The organism is Streptomyces griseus subsp. griseus (genome assembly GCF_003610995.1).
Classification (GTDB): Bacteria; Actinomycetota; Actinomycetes; order Streptomycetales; family Streptomycetaceae; genus Streptomyces.
Genome location: NZ_CP032543.1, coordinates 967928 through 986949 on the forward strand (window position 1 = coordinate 967928; position 19022 = coordinate 986949).

Consider the following 19022-nt stretch of genomic DNA (forward strand, 5'->3'; position numbering starts at 1 on the left):
CTGATGGGGGTGCGAGGTGCTGTCCTGCTTACTGAGCGGGGCCCTCGATGGGCTCGGAGGTCAGCAGGCCCGCGTTGATCTCGCGGAGCGCGATCGACAGCGGCTTCTCGTGCACGTGGGTGTCGACGAGCGGACCGACGTACTCAAGGAGACCTTCGCCGAGCTGCGAGTAGTACGCGTTGATCTGACGCGCGCGCTTGGCGGCGTAGATGACCAGGCTGTACTTCGAGTCGGTGGCCTCGAGGAGCTCATCAATCGGCGGGTTGATGATGCCCTCGGGCGTGGTGATGGAAGAGGACACTCTCTGCCTTCCGAAGGGGGTAAAGATCAAAGATCAAAGAGATCTAAGCCTGAAGCATCAACGTTAGCAGCTCACGGGCCACGTCCTCGACGGAGGTGTTGACGAGCGTCGTATCGAACTCGGCCTCGGCGGCCAGTTCGACCTTGGCCGCGGTCAGCCGGCGCTCGATCACCTCGGGCGCCTCGGTGCCCCGGCCGGTGAGCCGGCGCACCAGCTCCTCCCAGCTCGGCGGGGCCAGGAAGACCAGGCGCGCGTCGTCCATGGACTGGCGGACCAGCCGGGCGCCCTGGAGGTCGATCTCCAGCAGGACCGGCTCGCCCGCCTCCAGGCGGTCCAGTACGGCGCGGCGCGGTGTGCCGTAGCGGTTGCCCGCGAACTCGGCCCACTCCAGCAGCTCACCGTTGGCGACGAGCTTGTCGAACTCCTCGTCGTCCACGAAGAAGTAGTGGACACCGTTGCGCTCCCCGGGGCGGGGCTTGCGGGTCGTCGCCGACACGGAGAGCCAGACCTCGGGGTGCACGGTGCGCATATGAGCGACGACCGTGCTCTTGCCGACCCCTGAGGGGCCGGAGAGCACGGTCAGCCGCGGACGTACGTCCGGGGGTACGGGGGACGTCCCCCGGGTTGTTGCAGCCATGGAGCGATTATCCAGGTTCCCAGGGGTGCCTGAGAACGCCGGGCGGGACGTCAGGCGGCGCTGCCGCCGAACTCACGCTCCAGGGACGCGATCTGGTTGGAGCCGAGCCCCCGGACCCGGCGGCTTTCGGAGATGCCGAGACGCTCCATGATCTGCTTGGCGCGGACCTTGCCGACGCCGGGCAGGGACTCCAGGAGGGCGGAGACCTTCATCTTCCCGATGACGTCGTTCTCCTGGCCCTGCTTGATGACCTCGTGGAGGGAGGCGCCGGAGTGCTTGAGTCGATTCTTGACCTCGGCCCGCTCCCGGCGAGCCGCGGCGGCCTTTTCGAGCGCGGCTGCGCGCTGTTCAGGGGTAAGGGGCGGAAGAGCCACGCCTACGTCACCTCGGATGTCGATCTGTCGGATACGGACCGGTGGGGAAGCTGGACGCCCTCCACCAGGTGAGCGACGAACACACTGTGCTCGGCTGCTCTGGACGGAGACTAGCGGCCAAGGCCGCTGTAGTCAGCGAGAACAGACGAAAAGTCCTGGTCAGCCTTGGCCGACCAGGACATTTGCCGCATAACCACCGGGTTTCCGGTCAGTAACTCGTCAGCAGCCGGTAAACGTGCCAGGGTCAACTGCCGGAGACGGCGCCGCGGACCTCGTCCGCGAACCGTCCGGCCGCTTCGCGCAGCCCTGACGCGTCCGGACCGTGGCGCAGCACGCCCCGGCTCACGCTGGGCACGACGTTGCCGACCGCGTCGCCGAAGACCGCCGGAAGATCCGCCGGGGTCGCCCCCTGGGCACCGATGCCGGGCGCGAGGAGCGGTCCGTTGATCGCCAGGTTGACCCCCGCGTCGCCGAGCGTCGCCCCGACCACCGCGCCGACCGAGCCGAGCGGGGCGGCCCCCTCGTTCTCCGCCGCCATGTGGTCCAGCATCAGCTGGGCCAGGGAGCGGCCGTCGGCGGCGGTGGCGCGCTGGACCTCGGCACCCTCCGGGTTGGAGGTGAGGGCGAGGACGAAGACGCCGGCACCGGAGACGGCGGCCGCGTCCAGGGCCGGGCGCAGCGAGCCGAACCCGAGGTACGGGGAGACGGTGACCGCGTCGGAGAAGAGCGGGGAGTCCTTGTCCAGGTAGGTCGCCGCGTAGGCGCCCATGGTGGAGCCGATGTCACCGCGCTTGGCATCCATCAGCACCAGCGCACCGGCGGCCCGCGCTTCCTCGACGGCCTTCTCCAGTACGGCGACGCCCCGCGAGCCGAACCGCTCGAAGAACGCCGACTGCGGCTTGAGGACGGCGACCCGGTCGGCCAGCGCCTCCACCACGGTCCGGGTGAAGCGCTCAAGGCCCGCGATGTCGTCGTTCAGCCCCCAGGAGGTGAGCAGGGAGGCGTGCGGATCGATGCCGACGCAGAGCGGCCCGCGGGTGTCCATGGCACGGCGCAGCCGCGCGCCGAAGGGTTCGGGGGTCACAGGGCGGCCTTCTTCCGGGTCTCGGCGCCGACGGCCTCGGCGAGGGTGGCGTAGGGAGACGCGGCGAGCCGGGCGGCGAGGCCCTTATGGATCGCGCGTGCGTAAAAAGGACCCTCGTAGACGAAGGCGCTGTAACCCTGTACGAGGGTGGCACCGGCCAGGATGCGCTGCCAGGCGTCCTCGGCGCTCTCGACGCCCCCGACACCCACCAGGGTGATGCGGGTCCCGACACGGGCGTACAGACGGCTCAGGACCGCCAGGGAGCGCTCCTTGAGGGGTGCGCCGGAAAGGCCACCGGTCTCGCCCACCAGTTCGCGGGCGGACTTCAGGCCGAGTCCGTCGCGGGCGATGGTGGTGTTGGTCGCGATGATCCCGTCGAGACCCAGCTCCACGGCGAGGTCGGCGACGGCGTCCACGTCCTCGTCCGCGAGGTCCGGCGCGATCTTGACGAGCAGCGGTACGCGCCGGTCGGTGACGGTGCGGTCGGCCGCCTCGCGGACGGCGGTCAGCAGAGGGCGCAGCGACTCGGTGGCCTGGAGGTTGCGGAGACCCGGGGTGTTGGGCGAGGAGACGTTGACGACCAGGTAGTCCGCGTGGGCGGCCAGGGCCTCGGTGGACTTCACGTAGTCGGCGGCGGCCTCGGCCTCCGGGACGACCTTGGTCTTGCCGATGTTGACGCCGACCGTGGTGCGGAAGACCGGGTTGCGGGAGGCGAGACGGGCGGCCACGGCGGCGGAGCCCTCGTTGTTGAAGCCCATGCGGTTGATCAGCGCACGGTCCGGGACGAGGCGGAAGAGCCGCTGCTTCGGGTTGCCGGGCTGCGGTTCACCGGTGACGGTACCGATCTCGATGTGGTCGAAGCCGAGCATCGCCATGCCGTCGATCGCCACGGCGTTCTTGTCGAAGCCTGCGGCCAGCCCGAAGGGACCAGGCATCCGCAGGCCGAGCGCCTCGGTGCGCAGCTCCTTGTAGCGGGGCGCGAGAGCGGCGGCGACGAAGGTGCGCAGGACGGGGATGCGGGCGGCGAGGCGGATCCAGCGGAAGGCGGTGTAGTGGGCCTGCTCGGGGTCCATCCGCTTGAAGACCAGCCGGAAGAAGAACTTGTACATGAAGGGGTGTCCTCACAGAGAGGGGGACACCGTTTCCGGTGTCCCCCTGCTGGGCTGCTAGTCGCGCGTCGCCGTCAGATGCTCGGCGTGTTCCTGGAGGGAGCGGACGCCGACGTCGCCGCCGTTGAGGGCGTCGATGCCCTGGACGGCCGCGGCGAGTGCCTGGACGGTGGTCAGGCAGGGGACGGACCGGGCGACGGCGGCGGTGCGGATCTCGTAGCCGTCGAGGCGGCCGCCGGTGCCGTAGGGGGTGTTGACGATGAGATCGACCTCGCCGTCGTGGATGTGCTGGACGATCGTCTTCTCACCGTTCGGCCCCTCCCCTTCGGACTGCTTGCGCACGATCGTGGCGTTGATCCCGTTGCGCTTGAGGACCTCGGCCGTGCCGGAGGTGGCCATCAGCTCGAACCCGTGCGCGACCAGCTCACGGGCCGGGAAGATCATCGACCGCTTGTCCCGGTTCGCCACCGAGATGAACGCCCGCCCGGACGTGGGCAGCGGCCCGTAGGCCCCGGCCTGCGACTTGGCGTACGCGGTGCCGAAGACGGAGTCGATGCCCATGACCTCGCCGGTGGAGCGCATCTCCGGACCGAGGACCGTGTCGACGCCACGACCGTGGATGTCCCGGAAGCGGGACCACGGCATGACGGCTTCCTTGACGGAGATCGGCGCGTCCAGCGGCAGCGTCCCCCCGTCACCCGTCTTCGGCAGGAGGCCCTCGGTGCGCAGCTCGGCGACGGTGGAGCCGAGCGAGATGCGCGCGGCGGCCTTGGCGAGCGGGACGGCGGTGGCCTTGGAGGTGAAGGGGACCGTACGGGAGGCGCGGGGGTTGGCCTCCAGGACGTAGAGGATGTCTCCGGACAGTGCGAACTGGATGTTGATCAGCCCGCGCACCCCGACACCGCGCGCGATGGCCTCGGTGGAGGCGCGCAGCCGCTTGATGTCGAACCCGCCCAGCGTGATCGGGGGCAGGGCGCAGGCGGAGTCGCCGGAGTGGATACCGGCTTCCTCGATGTGTTCCATGACGCCGCCGAGGTACAGCTCACGGCCGTCGTACAGCGCGTCGACGTCGATCTCGATCGCGTCGTCGAGGAACCGGTCCACCAGCACCGGCCGGGTCGGGCTGATCTCGGTGGACTCGGCGATGTACGACTCCAGGCGCGTCTCGTCGTACACGATCTCCATCCCCCGCCCGCCGAGGACGTAGGAGGGGCGTACGAGGACGGGGTAGCCGATCTCGTCGGCGATCGCCTTGGCCCCGGCGAAGGTGGTCGCGGTGCCGTGCTTGGGTGCGGGGAGTCCGGCCTCGGCGAGGACCTGGCCGAAGGCGCCCCGGTCCTCGGCGGCGTGGATCGCCTCCGGGGACGTACCGACCACGGGGACGCCGTTGTCCTTCAGCGCCTGGGCCAGGCCCAGGGGGGTCTGGCCGCCGAGCTGGACGATGACGCCGGCGATGGGTCCGGCGAGGGACTCGGCGTGGACGATCTCCAGCACGTCCTCCAGGGTGAGCGGCTCGAAGTACAGCCGGTCGGAGGTGTCGTAGTCCGTGGAGACGGTCTCGGGGTTGCAGTTGACCATCACGGTCTCGTACCCGGCGTCGGACAGGGCGAAGGAGGCGTGGACGCAGGAGTAGTCGAACTCGATGCCCTGGCCGATGCGGTTGGGGCCGGAGCCGAGGATGATCACGGCGGGCTTGGTGCGGCTCGCGACCTCGGACTCCTCGTCGTAGGAGGAGTAGAAGTACGGCGTCTTCGCCGCGAACTCGGCGGCGCAGGTGTCCACCGTCTTGTAGACCGGCCGGATCCCCAGCGCGTGGCGGACCTCGCGGACGACGTCCTCGCGCAGGCCGCGGATCTCGCCGATCTGGGCGTCGGAGAACCCGTGGCGCTTCGCATCGGCCAGCAACTCGGGCTCCAGCTTGTCCGCACCGGCCAGCTCGTCCGCGTACTCCTTGATCAGGAACAGCTGGTCCACGAACCACGGGTCGATCTTCGTCGAGTCGAAGACCTCCTCCTGGGTGGCTCCGGCACGGATCGCCTGCATGACGGTGTTGATGCGGCCGTCGGTCGGCCGTACCGCTTCCGCGAGAAGCTCCGCCTTGTCCCCCACCGGACCGGTGAAGGCGAACTGCGAGCCCTTCTTCTCCAGCGAGCGCAGCGCCTTCTGGAGCGCCTCGGTGAAGTTCCGGCCGATCGCCATCGCCTCGCCCACCGACTTCATCGTGGTGGTGAGGGTGGAGTCGGCGGAGGGGAACTTCTCGAACGCGAACCGCGGCGCCTTCACCACCACATAGTCGAGGGTCGGCTCGAACGACGCCGGGGTCTTCTCGGTGATGTCGTTCGGGATCTCGTCCAGCGTGTAGCCCACAGCCAGCTTCGCGGCGATCTTGGCGATCGGGAAGCCGGTCGCCTTCGACGCCAGCGCCGAGGAGCGGGAGACGCGGGGGTTCATCTCGATCACGATGACCCGCCCGTCGGCCGGGTCGATGGCGAACTGGATGTTGCAGCCGCCGGTGTCGACGCCCACCTCGCGGATGATCGCGATGCCGACATCGCGCAGCCGCTGGTACTCGCGGTCGGTCAGCGTCATGGCGGGGGCGACGGTGATGGAGTCGCCGGTGTGGACGCCCATCGGGTCGAAGTTCTCGATGGAGCAGACGACCACGACGTTGTCGTTCTTGTCGCGCATCAGCTCCAGCTCGTACTCCTTCCAGCCGAGGATGGACTCCTCCAGGAGCACCTCGGTGGTCGGGGAGAGCGTGAGGCCCTGGCCGGCGATGCGGCGCAGTTCCTCCTCGTTGTGGGCGAAGCCGGAGCCGGCGCCCCCCATGGTGAAGGAGGGACGGACGACGACGGGGTAGCCGCCGAGGGTGTCGACGCCGGCGATGACGTCGTCCATGGAGTGGCAGATCACGGACCGGGCGGACTCGCCGTAGCCGATCTTCGCCTTCACGGCCTCGACGACGCCCTTGAACAGGTCGCGGTCCTCGCCCTTGTTGATCGCCTCGACGTTGGCACCGATGAGCTCGACGCCGTACTTCTCCAGGACGCCCTGCTCATGCATGGAGATCGCGGTGTTGAGTGCGGTCTGGCCGCCGAGGGTCGGCAGGAGCGCGTCGGGGCGCTCCTTCGCGATGATCTTCTCGACGAACTCCGGTGTGATCGGCTCCACATACGTGGCATCCGCGATCTCGGGGTCGGTCATGATCGTGGCCGGGTTGGAGTTGACCAGGATGACCCGCAGCCCCTCCGCCTTCAGCACCCGGCACGCCTGGGTACCGGAGTAGTCGAACTCGGCGGCCTGGCCGATGACGATCGGACCCGAGCCGATGACCAGGACGGACTGGATATCGGAGCGCTTAGGCACGCTGGCCCTCCATCAGAGAGACGAAACGGTCGAACAGGTAGGCGGCGTCGTGCGGGCCGGCGGCCGCCTCGGGGTGGTACTGGACACTGAAGGCGGGCCGGTCCAGCAGTTGGAGGCCCTCGACCACCTGGTCGTTCAGGCAGACGTGGGAGACCTCGGCGCGGCCGAACTCCGTGTCGGAGATCCGGTCCAGGGGCGCGTCGACGGCGAAGCCGTGGTTGTGCGCGGTGACCTCGACCTTGCCGGTCGTGCGGTCCTGCACCGGCTGGTTGATCCCACGGTGGCCGTACTTCAGCTTGTACGTGCCGAAGCCCAGGGCCCGGCCGAGGATCTGGTTGCCGAAGCAGATCCCGAACAGCGGAGTGGAGCGCTCCAGAACACCCCGCATGAGGGAGACCGGATGGTCGGCGGTGGACGGGTCACCAGGGCCGTTGGAGAAGAAGACGCCGTCCGGGCTGACCGCGTACACCTCCTCCAGCGTCGCGGTCGCGGGCAGGACGTGCACCTCGATGCCCCGCTCCGCCATCCGGTGCGGGGTCATGCCCTTGATGCCGAGGTCGACCGCCGCGACGGTGAACTTCTTCGTCCCGATCGCGGGAACGACGTACGTCTCCTTGGTGGCCACCTCGGCGGAGAGATCCGCGCCGGTCATCTCGGGGGCCTGACGCACCTTCGCCAGCAGCGTGCCCTCGTCCTGGAGCGCGTTGCCGGAGAAGATCCCGACCCGCATCGCACCGCGTTCCCGCAGGTGACGGGTGAGGGCGCGGGTGTCGACACCGCTGATCCCGACGACGCCCTGCGCCACCAGCTCCTCGTCCAACGACCGCTGCGAGCGCCAGTTGGACGCCTTCCGCGCAGGGTCACGGACGACGTAACCCGACACCCAGATCCGGGCCGACTCCGGGTCCTCGTCGTTCACACCGGTGTTCCCGATGTGCGGGGCCGTCATCACCACCACCTGACGGTGATACGACGGATCCGTCAGCGTCTCCTGGTAACCGGTCATCCCGGTCGAGAACACGGCCTCACCGAAGGTCTCCCCCACGGCCCCGTAAGCACGACCGTGAAACGCACGGCCGTCCTCCAGGACAAGGACGGCGGGAGCCTGGGCCCCCCGGGTGGAGATCGTCATCGTGCGGTGCCTTCCGTAGTGGTGCTGGTGAGATGGTTGACGGCGTCGACCCAGGCCTGGTGCTCGGCCGCGTGGTCGGAGCGGAAGCCGGAGTCGATCCGGGTCTCGCCGTGCGCCCAGGTGATGATCAGCAGGCCGCCCTCGGGGAGGACCTTGCCTGCGAGCGCCTTGTCGAGGCGGGCCTCGCGCAGGGCCTCGGCCCGGATGAAGAAGTCTTCGGCGCCGGGGCGTACGACGTTCAGGCCGCGTGCGGTGAGCGTGAGCTCGGTGCGGCTGCGGGTGCCGAGGCCGTGGGCGACGATGCGGTCCAGCCACTGCCCGGCGGTGGTGGAGGCGTGGTAGCGCCCGGTGAGCGTCAGGAGCACCTCGTCGTCGGCGAAGCCCTCGGGGGCGGCCGCGAGCTCGGGCAGGTCGGACTGGAGGGTTCCGCGCCACTTCCAGCCCTGGCGCATCAGCCAGTAGACGAGGCCGATGAAGACCAGCAGGCCGACCACCCAGGCGATGCGGGCGGACCAGTCCGTCACTTCCGCCGACTTCTGCTCGGCGGCCAGGAGGTACAGGGGGGTCAGTGTTGTCACGCGAGCTTCCCGTCGACGACCGTGGCACGGCCCCGCAGGAAGGTATGGGTGACGCGGCCCGGCAGCTCACGCCCCTCGTAGGGGGTGTTTCGGCTGCGGGACGCGAAGCCCGCGGGGTCCACGGCTCCACGGTATGCCGGATCGACCAGCGTGAGGTTGGCGGGCTCACCCGCCGAGACGGGACGGCCGTGTCCTTCGAGGCGGCCGATGGCCGCGGGGCGGAACGACATGCGGTCGGCGACGCCCGCCCAGTCGATCAGGCCGGTGTCCACCATCGTCTGCTGGACGACGGAGAGCGCGGTCTCCAGGCCCACCATGCCCATGGCGGCCGCCGCCCACTCGCAGTCCTTGTCCTCGTGCGGGTGCGGGGCGTGGTCGGTGGCGACGCAGTCGATGGTGCCGTCGGCGAGCGCCTCGCGCAGGGCCATGACGTCGGCCTCGGTGCGCAGCGGCGGGTTCACCTTGTAGACCGGGTTGTAGGAGCGGACCAGCTCGTCGGTGAGGAGGAGGTGGTGCGGGGTGACCTCCGCCGTGACGTTCCAGCCCTTGGACTTGGCCCAGCGGACGATCTCCACCGAACCGGCGGTGGAGAGGTGGCAGATGTGGACCCGGGAGCCGACGTGGGCGGCGAGGAGGACATCGCGGGCGATGATCGACTCCTCGGCGACGGCGGGCCAGCCGCCGAGGCCGAGCTCGGCGGAGACGATGCCCTCGTTCATCTGGGCGCCCTCGGTGAGGCGCGGCTCCTGGGCGTGCTGGGCGACGACGCCGTCGAAGGCCTTCACGTACTCCAGGGCGCGGCGCATGATCACCGCGTCGTCGACGCACTTGCCGTCGTCGGAGAAGACCTTCACCCCTGCGGCCGAGTCGTGCATCGCGCCGAGCTCGGCGAGCTGCTTGCCCTCCAGACCGACGGTGACGGCGCCGACGGGCTGGACGTCGCAGTAGCCGGACTCCTTGCCCAGGCGCCACACCTGCTCCACGACTCCGGCGGTGTCGGCGACGGGGAAGGTGTTGGCCATGGCGTGGACGGCGGTGAAGCCGCCCGCCGCCGCTGCCCGGGTGCCGGTGAGGACGGTCTCGGAGTCCTCGCGGCCGGGCTCGCGCAGGTGGGTGTGGAGGTCGACGAGGCCGGGCAGCAGGATCTGGCCGGCCGCCTCGACGACGGTGACGCCGTCGGGGGCTTCGATGCCGGTGCCCACCTCGGCGACGGTCTCGCCGTCGATCAGCACGTCCTGCGGCTCGCCGCCGAGGATCCGCGCACCGCGGATAAGGATCTTGCTCATGGTTACTTGGTCTCCTCGGTACGGGCGGGGTTCTCGGGACGGGCAGGAGCCGACAGGGCGGTGTCGGAGCCGCCGAGCAGCAGATAGAGGACGGCCATCCGGATGGAGACGCCGTTGGCGACCTGCTCCACGACCGTGCAGCGGTCGGAGTCGGCGACCTCGGCGGTGATCTCCATGCCGCGGACCATCGGTCCTGGGTGCATGACGATGGCGTGCTCGGGCATCTTCGCCATGCGCTGGCCGTCCAGGCCGTAGCGGCGGGAGTATTCGCGCTCGGTCGGGAAGTAGGCGGCGTTCATCCGTTCGCGCTGCACACGCAGCATCATCACCGCGTCGGACTTGGCGAGCACGTCGTCCAGGCTGTAGCTGACGTCGCAGGGCCACTGTTCGACACCGACGGGCACCAGGGTCGGCGGGGCCACCAGGGTGACGTGTGCGCCCAGGGTGGTGAGCAGGTGGACGTTGGAGCGGGCGACACGGCTGTGCAGGATGTCGCCGACGACGGTGATCCGGCGGCCGTCGAGGTCCCGGCCGAGTCCGGCGTCGGCGCCGACGAGGCGGCGCCGCATGGTGAAGGCGTCCAGCAGGGCCTGGGTGGGGTGCTCGTGGGTGCCGTCGCCGGCGTTGACAACGGCCCCGTCGATCCAGCCGGAGGTGGCGAGCCGGTAGGGGGCGCCGGAGGCTCCGTGCCGGATGACGACGGCGTCGGCGCCCATCGCCTCCAGGGTCAGCGCGGTGTCCTTCAGGGACTCGCCCTTGGAGACGGAGGACCCCTTGGCGGAGAAGTTGATGACATCGGCGGAGAGCCGCTTGGCGGCGGCCTCGAAGGAGATACGGGTCCGGGTCGAGTCCTCGAAGAAGAGGTTGACGACGGTACGGCCGCGCAGGGTGGGGAGCTTCTTGATCGGCCGGTCCGCGACCCGGGCCATCTCCTCGGCGGTGTCGAGGATCAGGACGGCGTCGTCGCGGGTGAGGTCGGCGGCCGAGATGAGGTGGCGCTTCATCTGGGGTTCTCCGGTGGCTGGAGGAGTGTTGAAGGCATGCGGGCGCGCAGGAGCCAGCCGTACGTCCCCCGAAGGGCCGTACGGGAGGGTTCGGGCTACTGCGCGTCCGCGGGAGCGGCCTGCTGGACGCCGAGCAGCACGGCGTCGCGGCCGTCCTCCTCGGCGAGCTGGACCTTGACCGTCTCCCGCAGCGACGTGGGGAGGTTCTTGCCGACGTAGTCGGCGCGGATCGGGAGTTCGCGGTGACCGCGGTCGACGAGGACCGCGAGCTGCACGGCGCGCGGGCGGCCGATGTCGCCGAGCGCGTCGAGTGCGGCGCGGATCGTGCGGCCGGAGAAGAGCACGTCGTCGACCAGGACGACGAGCTTTCCCTCGATCCCCTCGCCGGGGATGTCGGTACGGGCCAGGGCGCGCGCCGGGCGCAGCCTCAGGTCGTCGCGGTACATGGTGATGTCGAGGGAGCCGACCGGCATCTTCCGGCCGGTGATCTCTTCGAGTTTGTCGGCGAGCCGGCGGGCGAGGAAGACGCCTCGCGTCGGGATGCCGAGCAGGACCACGTCGTCGGCGCCCTTGGCGCGTTCGACGATCTCGTGGGCGATACGGGTCAGAACACGGGCGATGTCGGGGGCCTCGAGAACGGGGCGCGCCGCGTTGCCGGTGTCGTCGTGCTGTGCGTCCATAAGAAACGGACCTCCTTCTCCGCCTCACGGGACGGACCTTAAAGGACGTCGAAATTACGTCATCCACGTTACCAGGGCTTGCGTAAGGCCTTGGCCCCGCCCCCTGGAGGTGCCGGTCCGGACCATTCGGCTTGACGCATCCAAGTAACGCTGCGTAACCTCACAGTGAGTTACCAGCCACGCGGCGGAGCCGCACACTGTTCCAGCGTCCGGGGAGCCATATGTCCAGCGAATACGCAAAACAGCTCGGGGCCAAACTCCGTGCCATCCGCACCCAGCAGGGCCTCTCCCTCCACGGCGTGGAGGAGAAGTCACAGGGCCGCTGGAAGGCCGTCGTGGTCGGTTCGTACGAGCGCGGCGACCGCGCCGTGACCGTGCAGCGCCTCGCCGAGCTGGCGGATTTCTACGGGGTGCCGGTGCAGGAGCTGCTGCCCGGTACGACTCCGGGAGGGGCCGCCGAGCCGCCGCCGAAGCTCGTCCTGGACCTGGAGCGCCTCGCCCACGTCCCGCCGGAGAAGGCCGGTCCGCTCCAGCGGTACGCGGCGACCATCCAGAGCCAGCGCGGTGACTACAACGGCAAGGTGCTCTCGATCCGCCAGGACGACCTGCGCACCCTCGCCGTGATCTACGACCAGTCGCCTTCCGTGCTCACGGAGCAGCTGATCAGCTGGGGCGTGCTGGACGCGGACGCGCGTCGCGCGGTCTCCCACGACGAGAGCTGAGACCGGGACCGGGAGATCAGGGTCCGCCGCCCGCTGCGGGCCCGTCAGCAGAAACGTGCCGCCGGGCCGGCGGGAGCCTTCGGGTTCCCGCCGGCCCGGCGTTTCTGTCCGTACGGGCGGCGCATACGCCGAAGGGCCCACGGTCGGCTGACCGTGGGCCCTTCGTGGCGTGCGTGGCCGAGCGGCCCGCCTGCGGGGCTACTGCTCCCGGCGGAGGTTCGGCTTGAGGTCCTTGAAGCGGGCCAGCATGCCGTTCACGAACGACGGGGAGTCGTCGGTGGAGAACTCCTTGGCGAGCTGGACCGCCTCGTCGATCACCACGGCGTCCGGGGTCTCGTCCATCCAGATCAGCTCGTAGGCTGCGAGCCGGATGATGCTGCGGTCGACGACCGGCATGCGGTCGATCTCCCAGTCCACGGCATAGGTGACGATGAGGTCGTCGATCCGGTCCGCGTACTGCGCGTACCCCTCGACCAGCTCCATCGTGAATTCGCCGACCGGCGGCTGACGGTCGTCGGTCCGCGAGTGCCGGACCCAGTCCGCGAGGACGCTCTGCACGGACTCACCGCGCTGGTCCGCCTCGAAGAGGATCTGGAAGGCGCGCTTGCGGGCCTTGTTCCGGGCAGCCACGGTTAGCTGTTCACCCGGCCGAGGTAGTCGCCCGTGCGGGTGTCGACCTTGATCTTCTCGCCGGTGGTGATGAAGAGCGGCACGCCGATCTCGTAACCGGTCTCCAGGGTGGCCGGCTTGGTGCCACCGGTGGAGCGGTCGCCCTGGACGCCCGGGTCCGTGTGCTGGATGGTCAGCTCGACCGCGGCGGGCAGCTCGACGTAGAGCACCTCGCCCTCGTGCTGGGCGACGGAGGCGGTGAAGCCCTCGATCAGGAAGTTGGCGGCGTTGCCGACGGCCTTGCGGTCGACCATGAGCTGGTCGTACGTGTCCATGTCCATGAACACGAAGTACTCGCCGTCCATGTACGAGAACTGCATGTCGCGGCGGTCAATGGTGGCCGTATCGACCTTCACACCGGCGTTGAACGTCTTGTCGACGACCTTGCCGGAGAGCACGTTCTTGAGCTTGGTGCGCACGAAGGCGGGGCCCTTGCCGGGCTTGACGTGCTGGAACTCGACGACGGACCAGAGCTGGCCTCCGTCGAGCTTGAGCACCAGGCCGTTCTTGAGGTCGTTCGTGGAAGCCACGGTTGCGGAATCTCCTGGACTGAAGCTGGTGGAACGACCGGGGATGCGCGCTAGAGCGCGAGCAGTTCCTTGGTCGTCATGGTGAGTAGCTCGGGTCCGCCGTCCGCCTCGGGGCGCACGACGAGCGTGTCATCGATCCGGACACCGCCCCGGCCCGGGAGGTGGACCCCCGGTTCGACGGTGACCGGCACACAAGCGTCCAGTTTACCCATGGCTGTCGGTGCCAATTGCGGGTCCTCCTCGATTTCGAGCCCCACACCGTGCCCGGTCCTCGGCTGGAGGCCCTCGCCGTACCCCGCGGCCTCCAGCGGATGGCGGGCCGCACGGTCCACGTCACGGTAGGCGGCGCCCGGTGCCAGGGCTTCTCTGCCTGCCCGCTGAGCGGCGAAAACGAGGTCGTAGAGGTCGATCTGCCACTGGGCCGGGGCGGTGCCGATGACGAAGGTCCGGCCGATCTCGCAGCGGTAGCCGTGGTAGTCCGCGCCCAGCCGGACGGAGAGGAAATCCCCCTCCTCGACCCGACGGTCGGAGGGCCGGTGCCGCCCCTGGCCGGAGTTGGGGCCGGTGGCCACGGAGGTGGCGAAGGCGGGGCCGTCGGCCCCGTGGTCGACCAGGCGGCGCTCCAGCTCCAGCGCGAGATGGCGCTCGGTTCGGCCGACCAGGATCGATTCGAGGAGCTCGCCGAGGGCCTGGTCGGTGATCTCCGCCGCGATGCGCAGACAGCCGATCTCCTCCTCGTCCTTGACGATCCGCTGCTGCTCCACGGTGAAGCCCAGGTCGGCCAGCCGGAGGCCCGGTGCGGCCTTCCCCATGGCGCGGTGCCGGGCCACGGTCAGATCGTGCTCCTCCACGGCGAGCGAGTCCGCGCCCGAAGCGGCGGCCAGCCCGGCGGCCTCGACCACCGGGTCCGCGTCCGGGACGGGCAGCACATCGACGCGGAGCGCCTCGTCGGGCCGCCCGTGGCCGGGTTCGCCGACGGGGGCACGGGGGCAGAGCAGAACGTCCTCGCCGGGGCCGAGCAGCAGCACGGCGCCGGGTGGCGCTCCGCCCGCGAGATAGCGGACGTTGGCGGGGCGGGAGACCAGGGCGGCCGCGGACCCCGCGGCGGCGCACCGGTCGCGGAGCAGCCCGCGTCGGACGGCGTGCACCTCAGACATGCTCCGAGCGTACGAACGAATCCGGCTCCCCGCTCGGCCGGCGCATCCGACCGGGGGCCGGGCGCTGCGGCACCCCTTGTATGCGTCCGCGGCGCCCTGTAGGCGGTTGTTTCCCCGGAGAGGCCCGGGCTACCAGGTGGGCGGGGAGGCGATGGAGCGGGCGAGCACGTCGTCGAGGACGCGGGCGGTGGTCTCCACGTCGTACGTCGAGTTGTCGATGATCGGCAGCCCGGAGCCGTACCAGCCGGCCATCCGGCCGTGGATGCGGGCGACCTCCTCGTCGGAGAGCCTGCGGTTGCCGCTGCGGGCGGCGTTGCGCTCCAGGACGATCTCCAGGCCGGGCAGCAGCACGACGGGCAGCAGCCCGGGGCCCACATGGCGCTTCCAGCCGCCGAGGCCGACGACCGGGCGGTCGGGGAAGACGGCGTCGTCCAGGATGCAGGAGATGCCGTTGGCGAGGAAGTTACGGGCGGCGAAGCCGCAGGTGCGGCGGGCCAGGCGGTACTGGGCCTCGGAGTGGTCGTTCCAGCCGGCCTGCGGGTCGGCGAAGCCGGAGCAGACCCATTCGCGGACGTCGTCCAGGGAGACATGGGCGGTGGGCACCCGGCGGCGGGCTGCCCAGAGCCGGGCCACGGTGGTCTTGCCTGCGCCCGCCGGGCCGATCAGCAGCACGGCGAGCGTGGCGCCGCCGGTGCCGGGTTCGACGGGGGGCGCGGGCAGCGGCACGGGGCCGCCCGGGGGCAGCTGGACGTGCCCGGTGGGCTGGCCCCCGGAGGGCGGCGGAGTGGGTCCGGTGCCGCTCCAGCCGTACTGCGCGGCCTGGCCGGGGGCGGGGGGCTGCTGGGCCTGGGCCGGTGCGTGCGGGGCCTGGCCGGGCGGCGGCGGGGGTATCGGGGGCTGGCCCGGCGGTCCGGGGTGGCCGGGGTGCTGGGCCTGGTGCGACCAGCCCGCGGGCCCGTTCCCGGGTCCCTGGGGCGGCGGCAGCGGGGCCCCCACTGCGTGCTGCATCCGGTGCCACTCCGTCTCGTAACCGCGACTGACGCTGATGGGACGGCTACCGTACCTTCCCGGACCGTCTCAGGGTGAACGGCCCGGGAGGCACGGGGTGCCCGTGAGCACCCGGCGGCTGTCAGTCCGTCAGTTCGTCGGCGAGGGCACGCAGGGCGAGCCGGTAGGAGCCGATCCCGAATCCGGCGACCGTGCCGGTGGCCACGGGGGCGACCACGGAGGTGTGCCGGAACTCCTCGCGGGCGTACGGGTTGGAGATGTGCACCTCGATCAGCGGGGCGGTGCGCTGGGCGGCCGCGTCCCGCATGCCGTACGAATAGTGCGTGAAGGCGCCCGGGTTGAGGACGACCGGGACCGAACCGTCCGCCGCCTCGTGGAGCCAGCGGATCAGTTCGCCCTCGTCGTTCGTCTCGCGTACGTCGACGTCGAAGCCGAGCTCCTTGCCGAGCGCGGTGCAGGTCTCGACGAGTCCGGCGTACGAGGTGGCCCCGTAGACGTCGGGTTCGCGGGAGCCGAGGCGGCCGAGGTTGGGGCCGTTGAGGACGAAGACCCTGCGGGTCACGCGGAGACCTCCCCGTAGGCGGCGAGCAGCACGGCCGGGTCGGGGCCCTCCAGGACGGTGGGCTTGCCCAGGGCGTCCAGGACGATGAAGCGCAGCAGGTCGCCGCGGGACTTCTTGTCGACCTTCATGTTCTCCAGCAGCTTGGGCCACTGGTCGCCCCGGTAGGTGAGCGGCAGGCCCACCGACCGGAGGACGGCCCGGTGCCGGTCGGCGGTGGCGTCGTCCAGGCGTCCGGCGAGGCGGCCCAGCTCGGCGGCGAAGACCATGCCGATGGAGACGGCTGCACCATGGCGCCACTTGTAGCGCTCGTTCTTCTCGATGGCGTGGCCCAGCGTGTGGCCGTAGTTGAGGATCTCGCGGAGTCCGGACTCCTTGAGGTCGCTGGAGACGACCTCGGCCTTGACCCGGATCGACCTCTCGATCAGCTCGGCGGTGTGCGGACCGGCGGGTGTCCGGGCGGCCTCGGGGTCGGCCTCGATCAGGTCGAGGATGACCGGGTCGGCGATGAAGCCGGCCTTGATGATCTCGGCCATGCCGGAGACGTAGTCGTTGACCGGCAGCGAGTCCAGGGCCGCGAGGTCGCAGAGGACCCCGGCGGGCGGGTGGAAGGCGCCGACGAGGTTCTTGCCCTCGGCGGTGTTGATGCCGGTCTTGCCGCCGACGGCCGCGTCGACCATGCCGAGCACGGTGGTGGGGATCGCGATCCACCGCACCCCGCGCAGCCAGCTGGCAGCGACGAACCCGGCGACGTCCGTGGTGGCGCCGCCGCCGATGCCGACGATGACGTCGGTGCGGGTGAAGCCGGTCTGGCCGAGCGCCTTCCAGCAGTAGGCGGCCACCTCGACGGTCTTGGCCTCCTCGGCGTTGGGCAGCTGGATGGCGATGGCCTCGTACCCCTGGTCGGCGAGGTCCTGGCGGACCGCCTCGCCGGTCTCGGCGAGCGCCTCGGGGTGCAGGACGGCGACCCGCTTCGCGCGGTCGCCGATGAGCTGGGGCAGCTCGCCGAGGAGCTGGTGGCCGACGAGGACCTCGTACGGGGCGGTGCCCGCCGAGCCTGCGACCTGGATGCGGGTGGGGCCCTGCTCTGTCATGCCGGTGTTCTCCACGCCGGGGGCCGCTTCGCCCTCCGGCAGTTCCAGTACGTCGATGATCGCCTGGGCGACCTCTTCGGGGGTGCGTTCGTCGGTGGTGACGACCGCGGTGGCGACCTCTTCGTAGAGGGGGCGGCGGGCGTCCATCAGCTCGCGCCACTGCCGGCGCGGGTTGACCGCGAGCAGCGGGCGGGCGGTGTTGAGCCCGACGCGGCGGACGGCCTCGTCCACGTCCATGGAGAGGTAGACGACCGGGCGGCCGGCCAGCAGCTCCCTGGTCGTCTCGGCCAGGACGGCCCCGCCGCCGAGGGAGAGGACGCCCGCGTGTCCGGCGAGCGCCGCTTCGACCGCCCGGCGCTCCAGGGCGCGGAAGTGCTCCTCGCCCTCGTCGTAGAAGATCTCCGCGATCGGCTTGCCGGCCTCGGCGACGACGTCCGCGTCGGTGTCCCGGTAGCCGGTGCCGAGCCGGGCGGCGAGCAGTTCGCCGACGGTGGACTTGCCGACGCCCATCGGGCCGACGAGGACGACCAGGGGGCCGGTCATCGGATCTGGAGGTGGTCGAGGTACGACTGGACGTTGCGGTGGGTCTCGGCCACGCTGTCGCCGCCGAACTTCTCAGCGACCGCGTCGGCCAGGACCAGGGCGACCATCGCCTCCGCGACGATGCCCGCGGCCGGGACGGCGCAAACGTCGGAGCGCTGGTGGTGGGCCTTGGCGGCCTCGCCGGTGACGACGTCCACGGTGGCCAGGGCGCGCGGCACGGTGGCGATGGGCTTCATCGCGGCGCGGACCCGCAGCAGCTCGCCGGTGGTGAGCCCGCCCTCGGTGCCGCCGGAGCGGCCGGAGGTGCGCTTGATGCCGTCGTCGGTGGCGACGATCTCGTCGTGCGCCTGGGAGCCGGGGACCCGGGCCAGGTCGAAGCCGTCGCCGACCTCGACGCCCTTGATGGCCTGGATGCCCATGAGCGCGGCGGCGAGCCGGGCGTCGAGGCGGCGGTCCCAGTGGACGTGCGAGCCGAGCCCGACGGGCACGCCGTACGCCAGCACCTCGACGACCCCGCCGAGGGTGTCGCCGTCCTTGTGGGCCTGGTCGATCTCGGCCACCATCGCCTTGGAGGCGTCGGCGTCCAGGCAGCGGACCGGGTCGGCGTCCAGCTTCTCCACGTCGGCGGGGACCGGGTAGACCCCGTAGGGCGCCTTAGCGGCGGCCAGCTCCACGACGTGGCTGACGATCTCGATGCCCGCGGTCTCCTTGAGGTAGGAGCGGGCGACGGCCCCGAGGGCGACACGCGCGGCGGTCTCCCGGGCGCTGGCGCGCTCCAGGACCGGCCGGGCCTCGTCGAAGCCGTACTTCTGCATCCCCGCCAGGTCGGCGTGGCCGGGGCGGGGCCGGGTCAGCGGGGCGTTACGGGCCAGCTGGGCCAGCTCGTCGGGGTCGACCGGGTCGGCCGACATGACCTGCTCCCACTTGGGCCACTCGGTGTTGCCGACCATGACGGCGACCGGGGAACCCATGGTCAGACCGTGCCGTACGCCGCCGAGGAAGGTGACCTCGTCCTGCTCGAACTTCATCCGGGCACCCCGGCCGTAACCGAGCCGTCGCCGGGCGAGCGCCTCGGCGACCATCTCCGTCGTGACCGGGACGCCGGCGGGAAGGCCCTCCAGCGTCGCCACCAGTGCGGGGCCGTGCGACTCGCCCGCGGTCAGCCAGCGCAACCTGCTCAAAGGTGCTC

Annotated in this window: 19 protein-coding genes; 1 reads left to right on the top strand and 18 read right to left on the bottom strand. The window is 70.8% G+C overall.

What is annotated here, in order from left to right; all coding sequences use genetic code 11:
• Positions 1-28 precede the first annotated feature (28 nt).
• The 11 genes from rpoZ to pyrR form a co-directional block, all read right to left on the bottom strand.
• A complete protein-coding gene (gene rpoZ, locus D6270_RS04410) occupies positions 29-301 on the bottom strand; it encodes a DNA-directed RNA polymerase subunit omega (protein ID WP_015607348.1) in 273 nt (90 codons plus the stop codon).
• Between the two features lie 43 nt (positions 302-344).
• On the bottom strand, positions 345-938 hold the full coding sequence (gmk, locus tag D6270_RS04415) for a guanylate kinase (RefSeq protein ID WP_109166639.1): 594 nt from the start codon (positions 936-938) through the stop codon (positions 345-347).
• A 50-nt stretch (positions 939-988) separates the two neighbouring features.
• Positions 989-1312, bottom strand: coding sequence for an integration host factor (locus D6270_RS04420; protein WP_014157387.1), 324 nt, complete (start codon positions 1310-1312; stop codon positions 989-991).
• Positions 1313-1556: 244 nt separating this feature from the next.
• Positions 1557-2396: an orotidine-5'-phosphate decarboxylase gene (gene pyrF, locus D6270_RS04425; RefSeq protein WP_109166638.1), complete on the bottom strand. Its 840-nt coding sequence runs from the start codon at positions 2394-2396 to the stop codon at positions 1557-1559.
• The gene (locus D6270_RS04430; protein ID WP_109166637.1) at positions 2393-3505 is read right to left on the bottom strand and encodes a quinone-dependent dihydroorotate dehydrogenase; all 1113 of its coding nucleotides are present in this window, start codon (positions 3503-3505) and stop codon (positions 2393-2395) included. The genes pyrF and D6270_RS04430 overlap by 4 nt, the downstream gene beginning before the upstream one ends.
• A gap of 57 nt (positions 3506-3562) precedes the next feature.
• The gene (gene carB, locus D6270_RS04435; RefSeq protein WP_109166636.1) at positions 3563-6871 is read right to left on the bottom strand and encodes a carbamoyl-phosphate synthase large subunit; all 3309 of its coding nucleotides are present in this window, start codon (positions 6869-6871) and stop codon (positions 3563-3565) included.
• Positions 6864-8003: a glutamine-hydrolyzing carbamoyl-phosphate synthase small subunit gene (gene carA, locus D6270_RS04440; RefSeq protein WP_109166635.1), complete on the bottom strand. Its 1140-nt coding sequence runs from the start codon at positions 8001-8003 to the stop codon at positions 6864-6866. Before carA ends, carB begins: the two co-directional genes overlap by 8 nt.
• Entirely contained in the window at positions 8000-8581 is a 582-nt protein-coding gene (locus D6270_RS04445; protein ID WP_109166634.1) for a PH-like domain-containing protein, read from the bottom strand. The genes carA and D6270_RS04445 overlap by 4 nt, the downstream gene beginning before the upstream one ends.
• On the bottom strand, positions 8578-9867 hold the full coding sequence (locus tag D6270_RS04450) for a dihydroorotase (protein WP_109166633.1): 1290 nt from the start codon (positions 9865-9867) through the stop codon (positions 8578-8580). The genes D6270_RS04445 and D6270_RS04450 overlap by 4 nt, the downstream gene beginning before the upstream one ends.
• A 2-nt stretch (positions 9868-9869) precedes the next feature.
• Positions 9870-10871 carry an aspartate carbamoyltransferase catalytic subunit gene (locus D6270_RS04455; protein ID WP_109166632.1) on the bottom strand — a complete coding sequence of 334 codons (1002 nt, stop codon included), beginning with the start codon at positions 10869-10871 and terminating at the stop codon, positions 9870-9872.
• Between the two features lie 95 nt (positions 10872-10966).
• Entirely contained in the window at positions 10967-11551 is a 585-nt protein-coding gene (gene pyrR / locus D6270_RS04460) for a bifunctional pyr operon transcriptional regulator/uracil phosphoribosyltransferase PyrR (protein ID WP_018515203.1), read from the bottom strand.
• Positions 11552-11772: 221 nt separating this feature from the next.
• Here pyrR and bldD point away from each other — a divergent pair, with 221 nt between their 5' ends.
• Positions 11773-12273, top strand: a complete 501-nt coding sequence (bldD, locus tag D6270_RS04465) for a transcriptional regulator BldD (RefSeq protein WP_006123181.1) — start codon at positions 11773-11775, stop codon at positions 12271-12273.
• A gap of 198 nt (positions 12274-12471) precedes the next feature.
• Here the strand turns inward: bldD and nusB are convergent, their stop codons facing one another.
• The 7 genes from nusB to aroC form a co-directional block, all read right to left on the bottom strand.
• Positions 12472-12903, bottom strand: a complete 432-nt coding sequence (gene nusB, locus D6270_RS04470; protein WP_109166631.1) for a transcription antitermination factor NusB — start codon at positions 12901-12903, stop codon at positions 12472-12474.
• 2 nt (positions 12904-12905) lie between these two features.
• Positions 12906-13472, bottom strand: coding sequence for an elongation factor P (efp, locus tag D6270_RS04475; protein WP_093692847.1), 567 nt, complete (start codon positions 13470-13472; stop codon positions 12906-12908).
• 50 nt (positions 13473-13522) lie between these two features.
• On the bottom strand, positions 13523-14629 hold the full coding sequence (locus D6270_RS04480) for a M24 family metallopeptidase (protein ID WP_109166630.1): 1107 nt from the start codon (positions 14627-14629) through the stop codon (positions 13523-13525).
• Positions 14630-14758: 129 nt separating this feature from the next.
• The gene (locus D6270_RS04485) at positions 14759-15637 is read right to left on the bottom strand and encodes a Pro-rich N-terminal domain-containing protein (RefSeq protein WP_109166629.1); all 879 of its coding nucleotides are present in this window, start codon (positions 15635-15637) and stop codon (positions 14759-14761) included.
• Positions 15638-15758: 121 nt separating this feature from the next.
• The gene (gene aroQ, locus D6270_RS04490; RefSeq protein ID WP_109166628.1) at positions 15759-16199 is read right to left on the bottom strand and encodes a type II 3-dehydroquinate dehydratase; all 441 of its coding nucleotides are present in this window, start codon (positions 16197-16199) and stop codon (positions 15759-15761) included.
• Positions 16196-17833, bottom strand: a complete 1638-nt coding sequence (gene aroB, locus D6270_RS04495; RefSeq protein ID WP_109166627.1) for a 3-dehydroquinate synthase — start codon at positions 17831-17833, stop codon at positions 16196-16198. The genes aroQ and aroB overlap by 4 nt, the downstream gene beginning before the upstream one ends.
• Positions 17830-19014 (bottom strand): chorismate synthase, encoded by a 1185-nt coding sequence (gene aroC, locus D6270_RS04500; RefSeq protein WP_109166626.1) that lies wholly within the window; start codon positions 19012-19014, stop codon positions 17830-17832. Before aroC ends, aroB begins: the two co-directional genes overlap by 4 nt.
• Positions 19015-19022: the final 8 nt, after the last annotated feature.

Coding starts and splice junctions, on each gene's coding strand:
- gmk (WP_109166639.1), bottom strand. CDS start 938: ATGGCTGCAACAACCCGGGGGACGTCCCCCGTACCCCCGGACGTACGT.
- D6270_RS04430 (WP_109166637.1), bottom strand. CDS start 3,505: ATGTACAAGTTCTTCTTCCGGCTGGTCTTCAAGCGGATGGACCCCGAG.
- carA (WP_109166635.1), bottom strand. CDS start 8,003: ATGACGATCTCCACCCGGGGGGCCCAGGCTCCCGCCGTCCTTGTCCTG.
- D6270_RS04450 (WP_109166633.1), bottom strand. CDS start 9,867: ATGAGCAAGATCCTTATCCGCGGTGCGCGGATCCTCGGCGGCGAGCCG.
- D6270_RS04455 (WP_109166632.1), bottom strand. CDS start 10,871: ATGAAGCGCCACCTCATCTCGGCCGCCGACCTCACCCGCGACGACGCC.
- pyrR (WP_018515203.1), bottom strand. CDS start 11,551: ATGGACGCACAGCACGACGACACCGGCAACGCGGCGCGCCCCGTTCTC.
- bldD (WP_006123181.1), top strand. CDS start 11,773: ATGTCCAGCGAATACGCAAAACAGCTCGGGGCCAAACTCCGTGCCATC.
- D6270_RS04480 (WP_109166630.1), bottom strand. CDS start 14,629: ATGTCTGAGGTGCACGCCGTCCGACGCGGGCTGCTCCGCGACCGGTGC.
- D6270_RS04485 (WP_109166629.1), bottom strand. CDS start 15,637: ATGCAGCACGCAGTGGGGGCCCCGCTGCCGCCGCCCCAGGGACCCGGG.
- aroB (WP_109166627.1), bottom strand. CDS start 17,833: ATGACCGGCCCCCTGGTCGTCCTCGTCGGCCCGATGGGCGTCGGCAAG.